We start from the raw sequence: 13,077 nt of genomic DNA, 5'->3' as shown, positions 1-13,077 counted from the left end.
GCGTTTGCCCCGTTCCGTGCCGGACCGCGTCACTCCGTGCGCGGGCGGACGAGTCCCGTCTCGTAGGCGATGACGACGAGTTGGGCGCGGTCGCGGGCGCCGACCTTGGCCATGGCGCGGTTCACGTGGGTCTTGACCGTGAGCGGGCTGACTTCGAGGCGTGCGGCGATCTCGTCGTTGCTGAGCCCGGCGGCGACCTGCACGAGGACCTCGCGCTCGCGCCCGGTGAGCGCGGCGAGGCGCGCGCTGTCCACCCCGGCGGCGGGCCCGGCGCCGGGGGCCTGGGCGAGGAAGCGCGTGATGAGGCTGCGGGTCGCGGCCGGGGAGAGCAGCGCGTCTCCCGCCGCGGCGGTACGGATCGCGCCGAGCAGTTCGGAGGGCTCGGCGCCCTTGCCGAGGAAGCCCGCGGCCCCGGCGCGCAGCGACTGCACGACGTACTCGTCGACCTCGAAGGTCGTGAGCATCACGACGTGCACGGCGGCGAGCGCGGGGTCCGCGCTGATGTGCCGGGTCGCGGCGAGTCCGTCGGTGCCGGGCATGCGGATGTCCATGAGGACGACGTCGGGCAGGTGGCTCGCGGCGAGCCGGACGGCCTCCGCGCCGTCGGACGCCTCGCCGATCACCTCCATGTCGTCCTCGGAGTCGACGAGGACGCGGAAGGCGCTGCGCAGCAGCGCCTGGTCGTCGGCGAGCAGCACTCGGATCGTCATCGGCGCTCCTGGTCCCGGCCCGCGGCCGGTCCGGGAGCGCTCTGCCCGGGGACGGCGACGGGCGCGGTGGGGTCGGGTGGTTCGAGGGGCAGTATCGCGTGGACGCGGAAGCCGCCGCCGAAGCGGGGGGCGGCCGTGAGGTGGCCGCCGAGCGCGGCGGCGCGCTCGCGCATCCCGAGCAGCCCGTGCCCGCCGTCGTCCGCGGGGCCCGCGGCCTCGGCGCCGCGCCCGTCGTCGAGCACCGTCACCTCGACCTGGCTCCCGACCCGTACGACGCTGATCTCGGCCTGCGCCCCGGACCCCGCGTGCTTCTGCACGTTGGTCAGCGCCTCCTGCACGACGCGGTAGGCGGCGAGGTCGACGGCGGCGGGGAGCGGGCCGCCGACGAGGGGCTCGGGGGTGACGAGGCGGACGGGCAGCCCGGCGTCGCGGAAGGTGCCGAGGAGGTCGTCGAGGCGTTCGAGCCCGGCGGTCGGCTCGGTGGGCGCGGTGGGGTCGCCGGACTGGCGGAGCAGGCCGACCGTGGCGCGCAGTTCGTCGAGCGCGGAGCGCGAGGCGCGGCGCACGTGCGCGAGGGCCTCCTTCGCCTGGTCGGGGCGGCGGTCCATGACGTGCGCGGCGACCCCGGCCTGCACGTTGACGAGGGCGATGTGGTGGGCGACGACGTCGTGGAGGTCGCGCGCGATGCGCAGGCGCTCCTCGGCGACGCGGCGCCTGGCCTCCTCCTCGCGGGTGCGCTCGGCGCGGTCGGCGCGCTCGCGCATCGCGGTGATGAAGGCGCGGCGGCTGCGCACCGCGTCGCCCACGGCGACGGCCATCGCGGTCCAGGCGAGCAGCCCGAAGTTCTCCTGCGCGTACCAGGGCAGCGGCCCGGTGAGCATCGCGACGCCGACGAGCACGGCGCTCGTGAGCAGCCCGATGCGCCAGGCGGTGGGCCGGTCGGTGTGCACGGCGAAGGTGTAGAGCGCGATGCCGCAGGCCACGACGACGGGCGCGCGCGGGTCCCCGGTGGCCAGTTCGACGGCGGTGCACAGCGCGGCGGCGACGAGGACCGCGACCGGGTACCTGCGGCGCAGCACGAGGGAGAGGGCCGCGAGGGTCATGAGGACGACGCTCAGCGTCTCGGGCGGCTGCTCGGCCCAGCGCGGGCCCTCGGGCTGGTGCGGGTTGCCGAAGCTGCCGACGATCATCCCGCAGAGCACGAAGGCGGCGAGCAGCGCGTCGGGCCCCGTCGGGTGCGCCTTCGCCCAGCGGCGGACGCCGTGCAGGGACGGGGGAAGGTGGTCGGCCATGGCGGTCCTTTGCTGGCTCCCCCGGGCTGGCGGTCGGGCGGTCGGCGCGGCGGGGAGGGGTGGCGTCGGGGCGGGTACGGGCCCGGCCCCTGTCCGTACGGGCTCCCCCTGTCGTACGGACCCGGGCGGGCCGCTCCCGCCGGGTGCGGGCGCGTACCGACCGGCCCGTACGGTCCCGGGAGTGGTCCGCCCCCGGTGCGCGTACGCCTCGGGGCGCCCCCGTCCGTGTCGGCGGGTGGCGCCCCGAGGAGGGTTTGGGCGGGCTCAGCCCGGGATCAGGCCCTCGTCGCCGCTGAGCAGGTCCCGTACCTCGTCGAGGCTCGCGTCGGGGGACGGGAGGATGAGTTCGGAGGGCTCCAGGGCGTCGTCGGGCAGCGGGCTGCCGAGCGAGCGCACCTTGTCCAGCAGGGCGTGCAGGGTCTTGCGGAAACCGGGGCCGTCGCCGTTCTCCATCTCGGCGAGCAGCTCCTCGTCGAGCGTGTTCAGCTCGGCGAGGTGGCTCTCGGCCAGTGCGAACTGGCCCTCCCCCATGATCCGGACGATCATGACCTCTCCTCGGGCGGCTCGTGGGGGACCCCGCCTGGCGGTCCCCCGGCACTGCGGGGAAGCGACGGGCCCGTACCTACCGGCGGACGCGCCGCTGCCCGGGCCCCCGGCGGGGACCCGGGCGTGGGGCTCACTGCTTGTCGAAGCGCGGGTCCCGCTGCGGGGACTGCTGTCCCTGCTGCTCGGCGGAGCCGGGGCCGGACTCGATCGCCTGCTGGCCCGAGGAGCTGCCCCCGGCCAGTTCCGCCTTCATCCGCTGGAGCTCCAGCTCGACGTCGCTGCCGCCGGAGAGGCGGTCCAGCTCGGCCTGGAGGTCGTCCTTGGCGAGCCCCGACGAGTCGTCGAGCGCGCCCGAGGCGAGCAGTTCGTCGAGGGCGCCCGCGCGGGCCTGGAGCTGCGCGGTCTTGTCCTCGGCGCGCTGGATCGCGAGGCCGACGTCGCCCATCTCCTCGGAGATGCCGGAGAACGCCTCACCGATGCGGGTCTGCGCCTGCGCCGCGGTGTAGGTGGCCTTGATGGTCTCCTTCTTGGTGCGGAAGGCGTCCACCTTGGCCTGGAGGCGCTGCGCCGCGAGGGTGAGCTTCTCCTCCTCGCCCTGGAGCGTCTCGTGCTGCGTCTCCAGGTCGCCGACCTGCTGCTGGAGGGCGGCCCGGCGCGAGAGGGCCTCGCGGGCGAGATCCTCGCGGCCCAGCGAGAGCGCCTTGCGGCCCTGCTCCTCCAGCTTGGCGGAGTCCTTGCGGAGCCCGTTGAGCTGGAGTTCGAGGCGCTTGCGCGAGGTCGCGACGTCCGCGACGCCCCTGCGCACCTTCTGGAGCAGTTCCAGCTGCTTCGTGTACGAGTAGTCGAGGGTCTCGCCGGGGTCCTCCGCCTTGTCGAGGGCCTTGTTAGCCTTCGCGCGGAAGATCATCCCCATACGCTTCATCACACCGCTCATGGGCTTCGCGCGCCCCCTTCTGACGGCTTTCGGCTCTCTGCGTTTCCAACAAGACCCACAGTACGGGCCCTGGGTCTATTACCGCACTGTCCGAGCGGCTTTCCGCTCCTCCCCAAGAACGACTGGCGCCCCGTGACTCTCAGGCGTGAGGAGTAGCCGCCCGGCTCCCGCGCGGTGTCCCGCCCGGTTCCTCCCCGGCCCCGCACCCCGCTCCCGTGGCCGGAATTCCCCGGTAAATCCCCGCTGTGCCCGCTTATGCGGACGCTCGGCGTTGCGGGATCGTTCCCCGTCCGGCCCTCGCCCATGCGCCGCGACCCCTTACCCTTGGGTTTTGTGTTCCGTAGCCGTACGAAGGATGAGAAGGCACCCGCCTCCGCGCCGGTGACCGACTCCAAGCTGCCCCGTGACCCTCAGGCGCCCAAGGGCCGCCCCACGCCGAAGCGGAGCGAGGCCCAGGGCCCGCGCCGCAGCGTGACCAATACGCCGTTGTCGCGCAAGGACGCCGCCAAGCGGCAGCGCGAGACGCGGCGGGTCGCGCTCCAGAAGCAGCGGGAGGCGATGGACAGCGGCGACGAGCGGTACCTGCCGGTCCGCGACAAGGGCCGTGTGCGCAAGTTCGCCCGCGACTACGTGGACTCGCGCCGCGTCGTCGCCGAGTGGTTCCTGCCCGCCGCCGTCGTGATCCTCGTCTTCAGCATGGTGCGCGTCGGCGCGCTCCAGAGCGTGGCGCTGCTCTGCTGGCTGCTGCTGATCGTCCTGATCGTGGCCGACTCGCTGCGCCTGGCCTTCGGCCTGCGCAAGGAGCTGAACACGCGCTTCCCCGACGACCGCCACAAGGGCGCGGTCGCCTACGCGCTCATGCGCACCCTCCAGATGCGGCGGCTGCGGCTGCCCAAGCCCCAGGTGAAGCGCGGGGAGAGGCCCTGAGTACAGCCCCTTCCGGATACTCCGAACACTTCGACGGTTTCGACGGTTTCCCGGGGCAGGGGCGTACGGGCCTCGCCGGGCAGGGGCGCACGCACCTCCCGGCACAGGGGCGCGCGGACGGTGACGCGCGGGCGGCGGGTGATGACACCCCGCCGCCCCTCCCGCACCAGGTGGGCGGCGTCCCCGGGCAGCGCGGCGCCTCCCGCGAGGCGTCGCCCACCGAGCTGTGGCTGCGCACGCTCGGCGGCGTGGCGGGGGCGGTGCGCCAGGTCCTCGTCGCGCGCCAGCTCGACGAGCGCCTCGCCGCCGCCTTCCCCGCCGGGCGCCGGCTGCGGGTCCTCGACGTCGGCACGGGGCAGGGCACCCAGGCACTGCGGCTCGCGCGCGCGGGGCACGAGGTCACGGGCATGGAGTCCGATCCCGAGATGCTGACGACGGTCCGCGCCGTCCTCGCCGCCGAGGCACCGCAGGTACGGGAGCGGGTCCGGCTCCTGGAGGCCGAGAGCACCAGGACCGGAGCACACTTCACCCCGGGCAGCTTCGACGTCGTCCTGTGCCACGGGGTCCTCATGCACGTCGAGGAGCCCGACGCGGTCCTCGCGGGGCTCGCGCGGGTCCTCGCGGCGGGCGGGCTGCTCTCGCTGCTCGTACGGAACGCGGACGCGCTCGCGCTGCGTCCCGGGCTCGACGGCGACTGGGACACGGCGCTCGCCGCCTTCGACTCGCCGCTCACGCGCGACAGCGCGGGCCGCACGGTACGGGCCGACCGGCTCGGCCGCCTCACCCAGACCCTCGGCGGCATCGGCGCGCCGCTCGCCGCCTGGTACGGCGTCCGCGTCTTCACGGACCGCTATCCGGCGCACGCGGCCCCGCCCCGCGCCGAGGAGTTCGACCGCATCCTCGACGTCGAGGACCGCGCGGGCCGCACCGATCCCTACCGCCGCGTCGCCGCGCTGCTGCATCTGTGCGGGGTACGCGGCTGAGCAGCCGCGCGCCGCCCGTACGAAACCGCCCGCTTCCGCATAATCCGGGCCATGAACTCCCTCTCCGCCCGGCCCCGAGTCCTGCTCGCCGCCCTCTGCGCCACCGCTCTGCTCACCGGCTGCTCGGCACAGGCCGGGACGCCCCGCGAGAAGACGGCGGGGGCCCCGCGCGCCGGGCTGCCGCGCGCGTCGAGCGAGTTGCAGAGCGACTACGAGAAGGTCATCAAGGACGTCCTGCCCTCGGTCGTGCAGATCACCGCCGGGGACTCGCTCGGCTCCGGGATCGTCTTCGACGACAAGGGCCACGTCGTCACGAACGCGCACGTCGTCGGCGAGGAGAAGTCCTTCGAGGTCACGACGGCGACGGGCGAGCAGGAGCTGAGCGCGGACCTCGTGAGCAGCTACCCGCAGCAGGACCTCGCGGTGATCAAGCTGAGCAATCCGCCCAAGGGCCTCGAGGCGGCCTCCTTCGGCGACTCGGGAAAGGCCGCCGTCGGGCAGATCGTCCTCGCGATGGGCTCCCCGCTCGGCCTCTCCTCCTCCGTGACGCAGGGCATCGTCTCGGCGACGGGCCGCACGGTGACGGAGGGCCGCTCGGGCGGCGGCACGGGCGCGACGATCGCGAACATGGTGCAGACCTCGGCGGCGATCAACCCGGGCAACAGCGGCGGCGCGCTCGTCGACCTCGACGGGAAGGTCATCGGCATCCCGACGCTCGCGGCGACGGACCCCGGCCTCGGCAACAGCGCGGCGGCGGGCATCGGCTTCGCGATCCCGGCGGCGACGGTCCGCTCGATCGCGGGCCAGATCGTGCGGGACGGCAAGGTCACGAACTCCGGCCGCGCGGCGCTCGGCATCACGGGCCGCACCGTCCTCGACCGCGACCTCGAACCGGCGGGCGTCGCGATCGCCAGCGTCCGCGACAACGGCCCCGCCGACAAGGCGGGCCTGCGCGCGGGCGACATCCTCACCCGCCTCGGCGACGACGAGCTCACCACGATCGACTCGCTGACGTCCCTCCTGACCGCAGAAAGCCCCGGGGACCGCGTGGAGTTGACGTACACGCGGAACGGGGACGAGAAGACGGCACGGGTGACGCTCGGGGAGATGTAGGCGCGGCGCGGCTCCCGGGAGGCGGTACGGGAGCGGGCGGCCGGTGCCGGAGGGGCGCGGGCCCGCGGGGCGGCCGGTACGGGGCGGGGCGCTCCCCCGCCCCGTACCGGCCGCCCCGTTCAGGTGTTCAGCCGAGGCCGCCGATGCCGAGGCCCTGGCCCGGCTCGACCGGCTGGGAGTCCCGACCCGGCGGCTGGGAGGTGTCCCCGGGGACGGCCGTCTCCTCGTCCGCCGTCAGGGCGGGCTCGGAGACGTCCGTCGCCGCGGCCTCGCTCAGGCTCAGGGGGCCGTAGACGAGCTTGTCCTCCTCCAGGAGGTGGACCCGGTCGGTGCCGCCGGCGAGCAGGGCGCGCCACTGCTCCCCCAGCCACGACTCGGCGTCCCCCTGCGTCGTGAACTCCTCGGGCTGTACGGCGGGCTGGGTCTCCGCCCCGTCAGCGTTCTCGAACCGCCACGTCCATGCCGCCATTGAAAGCCTCCATGATCCGGGTCCTCCCCGAAGCGTAGCCGGACGGGCGGCCGGTGGAAGGGCAGGCGAAAATCAGCACCGTGGATGTGACTCTGCTCGGCACCGGCGCCCCCGCCGGACTGCCCAGGACCGACTGCCCCTGTGCCCGCTGCGCCCGCGCCCTCGGGGCCGGGGCGCGCGCGGCCACCGCGCTGCTCGTCGACGGGACGCTGCTCTTCGACCTGACCCCGGGTGCCGCCTTCGCCGCCGCCCGCGCGGGGCACGCGCTGAGCGGGGTGCGGCAGGTGCTCCTCAGCCATCCGCACGAGGGCCCGCCCGTCGAGGTGCCGCCGGGGCTGCCACAGCCCGCGCGCGTCCCGGACGGGCGTGAGCTGGCCCTGATGAGCGGTCACCGGGTGCGCGCGCTCGCGATGGACGCCCCGGGGACCGGCTACGCCGTGACGGGCCCCGAGGGCGAGCGGCTGCTCTACCTGCCGCCGGGCGGCGCGGTCGCGGGGATGCGCGGCACCGTCGACCCGTTCGACACGGTCGTGATGGACGTGACGGGCCGCCCGGACGGCGTCGCGCTGCTGCGCCGCGCGGGCGCGATCGGCGAGGACACGGTGCTCCTCGCCGTCCACCTCGACCACGACGTCCCGCAGGGCGCCGAGCTGGCACGCCGCCTCGCCGCCGCCGGGGCGCGCGCGGTGCCCGACGGGACGGCCGTGCGGACCCGGCCGGTGCCCGGCACGGGCGTCCGGGAGCTGTCGCGCGACGAGGGCCCCTACCGCGCCCCGCGCGTGCCGCGCCGCACCCTCGTGCTGGGCGGCGCGCGCTCGGGCAAGTCGGTCGAGGCGGAGCGGCGCCTGGAGACGTACCCGGACGTGGTGTACGTCGCGACGGGCGGCACGCGCGCGGGCGACCCCGAGTGGGCCGAACGGGTCGGCGCGCACCGCGAGCGGCGCCCGGCGAGCTGGCGGACCGTCGAGACCTGCGACCTCGTGCCGCTCCTCGCCGAGGAGGGCCCCCCGCTGCTCGTCGACTGCCTCTCGCTGTGGCTCACGGACGCGATGGACGAGGTCGACGCGTGGGACGACACGGCGTGGGCGGGGGGCGGGCGCGAGGCGCTGCGCAAGCGGGTGGCGGAGCTGGTCGAGGCGGTGCGGTGCGCGCGGCGGCGGGTCGTGCTGGTCTCCAACGAGGTGGGGTCGGGGGTGGTGCCCGCCACCGCGTCGGGGCGGAGGTACCGGGACGAGCTGGGGCGGGTGAACGCGGGCGTCTCCGGGGAGTGCGAGGAAGCGGTGCTCGTCGTCGCGGGGCGGGTGCTCCCGCTGCCGGGGTGACCTCTTCCCCGGCCCCGCCGCCCGATCGCCGGAGGGGCTGCGTACAGGCCCCCTTCGTTTCGGTACTGTCTGCCGAATGAGCGGCATTGATCTCGACGACTTCTCCGATCTCATTGAGCGGCCCGACGGCAAAGTGCGACGGGCCGCCGAGGAGCGGCGTGCGCGGCTGACGGTGCCTCAGGGGGCGCTCGGGCGGCTCGACGCGCTCGGGGAGTGGCTGTCCGCCGCGCGGTCGGCCGTGCCCGCGGCGCCCGTGCGGCAGCCCCGCGTCGTGTTGTTCGCCGGGGACCACGGGGTGGCCGCGGCCGGTGTGTCGCGGCGGCCCGCGGGCGGGGCCGCGGCGCTCGTACGGGCCGTGCTCGACGGGGCCGCGCCCGTCGCCGTGCTCGCGCGGGCGCAGGACGTGCCCGTACGCGTCGTGGACATCGCGCTCGACTGCGACCCCGCCGGGCTGCCCGCCGAGGTGACACGGCACCGGGTGCGGCGCTCCTCGGGGCGCATCGACCGTGAGGACGCCCTCACCGTCGAGGAGGCCGAGGCGGCGGTACGGGCCGGGATGGCCGTCGCCGACGAGGAGGCCGACGCGGGTACGGATCTCGTGGTGCTCGGGGACGTGAGCGTGGGCGGCACGACGGCCGCGGGCACGCTCGTGGCGGCGCTGTGCGGGGTCGACGCCTCGGTCGTCACGGGGCGCGGCGGCGAGCCGATCGACGACCTCACGTGGATGCGCAAGTGCGCGGCGATCAGGGACGCGCTGCGCCGGGCCCGGCCCGTGCTGGGCGACCAGCTCGCGCTCCTCGCGGCCGTGGGCGGCGCGGACCTCGCCGCGACGACGGGCTTCCTGCTCCAGTGCGCGGTGCGCCGTACCCCGGTGATCCTCGACGGGGTCGTCTCGGCGGCGTGCGCGCTCGTCGCGCAGCGGGCCGCGTTCCGCGCGCCCGACTGGTGGCTCGCCGGGCACACGAGCGGGGAGCCCGCGCAGGCCAAGGCGCTCGACCGGATGGCGCTCGAACCGCTGCTCGACCAGGGGGTGCGGGTCGGCGAGGGTGTCGGGGCGCTGCTCTCGCTGCCGCTCGTGCGCGCCGCCGCCTCGCTGACGGACGAGCTCCCGGAGCGCGCGGAGGGGACCGGGGCCGCCGACGCGGAGGAGTGAGCCGCGCGCTCACCCGCCCGTGGGCGGCACGTCCTCGTCCGGGGTGCCGCCCACGAGGTCCTGGAAGCGGCGCACCCAGCGCCGCCAGGTGCGGTCCGCGTGGTAGGCGCGCAGCAGGGCGCGGGCGCGGCGGTGGGGGCGGTCGGCGTAGCGGCGGCGGGCCCAGGGGGAGCCGGGGCGGGCGAGGCGGACCGCGCCGACGAGCGCGACGAAGGGCACGAAAACGCCGATCAGGCCCAGGCGGATCTTGCCCTTGGCGAGGCAGACGACGACGAAGCACAGGTCGAAGAGGATCGTGCCGATCGCCGTGGCGCGTCCGGCGGCCTCGCCCTGCGAGACCTGGTCGACGCCGATCGGCACGGCGCCCGCGACGACGAGCGCGCCGAGCGCGGCGGTGAGGACGACGACCTCGACGCTCTGCCTGCCCTGCTCGCTCCAGTAGACGTCGGCGAGGTGGAGGATCAGGGCGAACTCGTCGAGGACGAGTCCCGTGCCGATGCCGAAGACGACGGCGCAGATCCCGGCGGCGATCCCGTGCTTGCCGCTGCCGACGGCGCCGAAGCCGCCGACGACGGCGAGGATGATCCCGGGCACGCAGTGGTGGACGTGCACGCCGCCGGGGGTGAGGTTGCGGAAGGGGCCGCGTCCGGCGCGGATGAGGCGCGTGATGGTGCGCGTCACGAGGAAGGTCACGACGAAAGCGAGCAGGGCGAGCAGGAGGGGCAGTTTGCCCGGCTCGACGAAGTTGCGGTCCAGCCAGTGCCCCATACGCCCCTCCTCGTCCCGCCTCCCGCCCGTTGTATCCCCTCCGGCCGCCCGCTGCCCGTCCGCGGACCCCGTACCTGCGAAAATCCCCCCATGGACGGCATACGTTTCGCTTTCGGCACCCTCACCGTGCTGCCGGTACGGGTGCGGCGCTGGGATCGCGGGGCCGCACGCGCGGGGATGCTGTGGGCGCCGCTCGCCGGGCTCGTGGTGGGGCTCGGCGCGGGGGCGCTCGGCGGGGCGCTGAGCGCGCTCGGCGCGGGCGCGCTCCTCGCGGCGGTCGCGAGCACGGCCGTACCGGCGGTGCTGACGCGGGGGCTGCACCTCGACGGGCTCGCGGACACGGCGGACGGGCTCGGGAGCGGGAAACCGGCCGCCGAGGCGCTCGCGATCATGAAGCGTTCGGACATCGGTCCCTTCGGGGTCGTGACGCTGCTGCTCGTGCTCCTCGCGCAGGTCGCGGTCCTGGACCGGCTCTACGGGCTCGGCTGGGCCGAGGGCGCGCTCGGCGCGGCGGTCGCCGGGGTGACGGGGCGGCTCGCGATGACGCTCGCGGCGCGGCGCGGGGTCCCCGCGGCGCGCCCCGAGGGGCTCGGCGCGGCGGTCGCGGGGACGGTGCCCCCCGCGGAGGCGTACGGGGCCGGGGCGCTGTGCCTGCTCGCGTGCGCGGCGGCGGGGCTCGGCGAGGGGCCCGGCGCGGTCGTGCGGCTCGGTGCGGCGGTGCTCGGGGGCGCGGCGGGCGCGGCGCTGCTCCTTCGGCACTGTGTGCGGCGCTTCGGCGGGGTGACGGGGGACGTCTTCGGCGGCCTGGAGGAGACGGCCGCGACGGCGGCGCTCGTGGTCCTGGCGCTGGGGCGCTGAGCGTGGGGCGCCGAGTGGGCGCGAGCGCACGGGACTTGGCGGCGTGCGGGGCCGCGCGTCCCGTACCGCCCCGCCGGGCCCGTACGCCGTAGGCCCCGCCGCCATGGGCGAGAGCCGTCACGGAGCGTAGGCTCTGCCCCGGCGCCGGTCCCATCGGACCCCGCGCGCCGGGCCGTCACCCCTGCACGAGCACGCAGGCGCCTTCGCGCACCCGAGGCCCCGAGACACGAGAGAGAGATTTCACCACCGTGACTGCTCTGACACTCAGCACCGCCGCCGTTCCCGGCCTGCGGGCCGACGCGATCGTCGTCGGTGTGGTCAAGGACGACGAGGGCCCGCGGCTCGCCCCCGGCGCCGAGGCCGTCGACAAGGGCTACGACGGGAAGCTCGCCGATCTCCTGGAGACGCTGGGCGCCACCGGTGCGCCGGGTGAGCTGACCCGCCTCGCGGCGCCGAGCGGCTTCAAGGCCCCGCTCGTGATCGCCGTGGGCCTCGGCGCCGAGGAGGACGAGGGCGGTTTCGGCACGGAGACCCTGCGCCGCGCCGCCGGCGTCGTCGCCCGCTCCCTGGCCGGCAAGGCCAAGGCCGTCTACGCGCTGCCCGTCGGCGACGCGGACGACGTCGCCGCGATCGGCGAGGGCGCGCTGCTCGGCGCGTACGCCTTCACCACGTACAAGGACGACGAGGGCGTCAAGGCGCCGCTCGCCGAGGTGGTCCTCGTCGGCGCGAAGCCGCGCGACAAGGGGCACAAGGCCGCCGCCGAGCGCGCGCAGGTCCTCGCCGAGGAGCTGAACCGCGCCCGCGACCTCGTCAACATCCCCGCGAACGACCTCTACCCGGAGTCCTTCGCCGCGCTCGTCCAGGGCCTCGCCAAGGACTACGGCGTCAAGGTGACCGTGCTCGACGAGAAGGCGCTCACCAAGGGCGGCTTCGGCGGCATCATGGGCGTCGGCCAGGGCTCGCAGCGCCCGCCGCGGCTGGTCAAGGTCGAGTACAAGGGCGCGCGCGCCAAGGCGTCGCTCGCGTTCGTCGGCAAGGGCATCACGTACGACTCGGGCGGCATCTCGCTCAAGCCGGCCGGGCACAACGAGACGATGAAGTGCGACATGGGCGGCGCCGCCGCGGTGCTCGCCTCGGTCCTCACCGCCGCGAAGCTCAAGCTCCCCGCGCACGTCACCGGCTGGCTCTGTCTCGCCGAGAACATGCCGTCCGGTTCGGCGACGCGCCCGGGTGACGTGCTGCGCATGTACGGCGGCAAGACCGTCGAGGTGCTCAACACGGACGCCGAGGGCCGCCTCGTGATGGCCGACGCGATCGCGCGGGCGAGCGAGGACGGCCCCGACGTGATCGTGGACGTCGCGACGCTGACCGGCGCGATGATGGTCGCGCTGGGCAACGAGATGTTCGGTGTCATGGCGAACGACGACGAGTTCCGCGCGACGCTGCACGAGCTGTCGGAGTCGGTGGGCGAGCCGTCCTGGGAGATGCCGCTGCCGAAGTCGCTCCTCAAGGGCCTCGACTCCGGCGTCGCCGACCTCGCCAACGTGGGCGGCCGGATGGGCGGCGGGCTGACCGCCGGGCTCTTCCTGCAGGAGTTCGTGGGCGAGGGCATCCGCTGGGCGCACCTCGACATCGCGGGCCCCGCCTTCAACGAGGGCGCCCCGTACGGCTACACCCCGAAGGGCGGCACGGGCACCGCGGTGCGCACCCTGGTGCGGCTCGTCGAGGCGGCCGGCGAGGGCGAGCTGGGCTGAGGCCCGCACCCGTACGACGTGAGACGGCCGGTGTCCCCCGCGGGGGGCACCGGCCGTTCCCGTGCCCCCGTCCCCCGGGCCGTCCTCAAGCGCGGGCAAAGGACACCAGGGAATGACAAAGCGGCCCATTTCGTTGACGAGGGCGACGACATGGGCCCGGCCCGTCCGCCCTCCGCGAGCGGCGGGGCAGCCGCCGTCCCGCGTGTCGCACGTCTCACACCCCGGGGGCGCGTCCGTTCTCCCCCTGG

General features: G+C 75.5%; 13 protein-coding genes. 7 read left to right on the top strand and 6 right to left on the bottom strand.

The genetic code is table 11. From position 1 onward, the window contains the following. Positions 1-29: 29 nt before the first annotated feature. The 4 genes from STTU_RS25300 to STTU_RS25285 form a co-directional block, all read right to left on the bottom strand. Positions 30-710, bottom strand: a complete 681-nt coding sequence (locus STTU_RS25300) for a response regulator (RefSeq protein ID WP_009064514.1) — start codon at positions 708-710, stop codon at positions 30-32. Then, complete coding sequence (locus tag STTU_RS25295; RefSeq protein WP_007828102.1) at positions 707-2,002, bottom strand: sensor histidine kinase; 1,296 nt, start codon at positions 2,000-2,002, stop codon at positions 707-709. The genes STTU_RS25300 and STTU_RS25295 overlap by 4 nt, the downstream gene beginning before the upstream one ends. A 264-nt stretch (positions 2,003-2,266) precedes the next feature. Then, positions 2,267-2,548, bottom strand: coding sequence for a PspA-associated protein PspAA (pspAA, locus tag STTU_RS25290; protein WP_007828100.1), 282 nt, complete (start codon positions 2,546-2,548; stop codon positions 2,267-2,269). 130 nt (positions 2,549-2,678) lie between these two features. Beyond that, positions 2,679-3,482, bottom strand: coding sequence for a PspA/IM30 family protein (locus STTU_RS25285; RefSeq protein WP_007828098.1), 804 nt, complete (start codon positions 3,480-3,482; stop codon positions 2,679-2,681). Positions 3,483-3,785: 303 nt separating this feature from the next. On the opposite strand from STTU_RS25285, the gene STTU_RS25280 reads away from it, so the two are divergent. The 3 genes from STTU_RS25280 to STTU_RS25270 all read left to right on the top strand — a co-directional run bounded on the left by STTU_RS25280 (position 3,786) and on the right by STTU_RS25270 (position 6,505). Then, positions 3,786-4,409 carry a DUF3043 domain-containing protein gene (locus STTU_RS25280; RefSeq protein ID WP_009064523.1) on the top strand — a complete coding sequence of 208 codons (624 nt, stop codon included), beginning with the start codon at positions 3,786-3,788 and terminating at the stop codon, positions 4,407-4,409. Between the two features lie 170 nt (positions 4,410-4,579). After that, a complete protein-coding gene (locus STTU_RS25275) occupies positions 4,580-5,392 on the top strand; it encodes a class I SAM-dependent methyltransferase (protein ID WP_007828092.1) in 813 nt (270 codons plus the stop codon). 51 nt (positions 5,393-5,443) lie between these two features. Then, positions 5,444-6,505, top strand: a complete 1,062-nt coding sequence (locus STTU_RS25270) for a S1C family serine protease (RefSeq protein ID WP_007828091.1) — start codon at positions 5,444-5,446, stop codon at positions 6,503-6,505. Positions 6,506-6,632: 127 nt separating this feature from the next. On the opposite strand, the gene STTU_RS25265 is transcribed toward STTU_RS25270, so the two are convergent. Beyond that, entirely contained in the window at positions 6,633-6,974 is a 342-nt protein-coding gene (locus STTU_RS25265) for a hypothetical protein (RefSeq protein WP_007828090.1), read from the bottom strand. An 80-nt stretch (positions 6,975-7,054) separates the two neighbouring features. Here STTU_RS25265 and STTU_RS25260 point away from each other — a divergent pair, with 80 nt between their 5' ends. Together STTU_RS25260 and cobT are read left to right on the top strand one after the other, a co-directional pair. Continuing rightward, complete coding sequence (locus tag STTU_RS25260) at positions 7,055-8,296, top strand: bifunctional adenosylcobinamide kinase/adenosylcobinamide-phosphate guanylyltransferase (RefSeq protein WP_007828089.1); 1,242 nt, start codon at positions 7,055-7,057, stop codon at positions 8,294-8,296. A gap of 76 nt (positions 8,297-8,372) precedes the next feature. Beyond that, positions 8,373-9,449: a nicotinate-nucleotide--dimethylbenzimidazole phosphoribosyltransferase gene (gene cobT / locus STTU_RS25255; protein ID WP_007828088.1), complete on the top strand. Its 1,077-nt coding sequence runs from the start codon at positions 8,373-8,375 to the stop codon at positions 9,447-9,449. Positions 9,450-9,458: 9 nt separating this feature from the next. Here the strand turns inward: cobT and STTU_RS25250 are convergent, their stop codons facing one another. Continuing rightward, on the bottom strand, positions 9,459-10,217 hold the full coding sequence (locus tag STTU_RS25250) for a hypothetical protein (protein ID WP_007828087.1): 759 nt from the start codon (positions 10,215-10,217) through the stop codon (positions 9,459-9,461). Positions 10,218-10,307: 90 nt separating this feature from the next. Here STTU_RS25250 and STTU_RS25245 point away from each other — a divergent pair, with 90 nt between their 5' ends. Then, positions 10,308-11,075 (top strand): adenosylcobinamide-GDP ribazoletransferase, encoded by a 768-nt coding sequence (locus STTU_RS25245; RefSeq protein WP_007828086.1) that lies wholly within the window; start codon positions 10,308-10,310, stop codon positions 11,073-11,075. 248 nt (positions 11,076-11,323) lie between these two features. Beyond that, on the top strand, positions 11,324-12,829 hold the full coding sequence (locus tag STTU_RS25240; protein ID WP_007828085.1) for a leucyl aminopeptidase: 1,506 nt from the start codon (positions 11,324-11,326) through the stop codon (positions 12,827-12,829). Positions 12,830-13,077 lie beyond the last annotated feature (248 nt).

It is taken from the genome of Streptomyces sp. Tu6071 (assembly GCF_000213055.1).
In the GTDB taxonomy this organism is placed as follows: domain Bacteria; phylum Actinomycetota; class Actinomycetes; order Streptomycetales; family Streptomycetaceae; genus Streptomyces; species Streptomyces evansiae.
Note: the sequence above shows the minus strand (reverse complement) of the source record. Positions and strands in the feature narration are given on the sequence as shown.

Coding starts and splice junctions, on each gene's coding strand:
- pspAA (WP_007828100.1), bottom strand. CDS start 2,548: ATGATCGTCCGGATCATGGGGGAGGGCCAGTTCGCACTGGCCGAGAGC.
- STTU_RS25270 (WP_007828091.1), top strand. CDS start 5,444: ATGAACTCCCTCTCCGCCCGGCCCCGAGTCCTGCTCGCCGCCCTCTGC.
- STTU_RS25300 (WP_009064514.1), bottom strand. CDS start 710: ATGACGATCCGAGTGCTGCTCGCCGACGACCAGGCGCTGCTGCGCAGC.
- STTU_RS25245 (WP_007828086.1), top strand. CDS start 10,308: ATGGACGGCATACGTTTCGCTTTCGGCACCCTCACCGTGCTGCCGGTA.
- STTU_RS25295 (WP_007828102.1), bottom strand. CDS start 2,002: ATGGCCGACCACCTTCCCCCGTCCCTGCACGGCGTCCGCCGCTGGGCG.
- cobT (WP_007828088.1), top strand. CDS start 8,373: ATGAGCGGCATTGATCTCGACGACTTCTCCGATCTCATTGAGCGGCCC.
- STTU_RS25265 (WP_007828090.1), bottom strand. CDS start 6,974: ATGGCGGCATGGACGTGGCGGTTCGAGAACGCTGACGGGGCGGAGACC.
- STTU_RS25250 (WP_007828087.1), bottom strand. CDS start 10,217: ATGGGGCACTGGCTGGACCGCAACTTCGTCGAGCCGGGCAAACTGCCC.
- STTU_RS25285 (WP_007828098.1), bottom strand. CDS start 3,482: ATGAGCGGTGTGATGAAGCGTATGGGGATGATCTTCCGCGCGAAGGCT.
- STTU_RS25280 (WP_009064523.1), top strand. CDS start 3,786: ATGCGCCGCGACCCCTTACCCTTGGGTTTTGTGTTCCGTAGCCGTACG.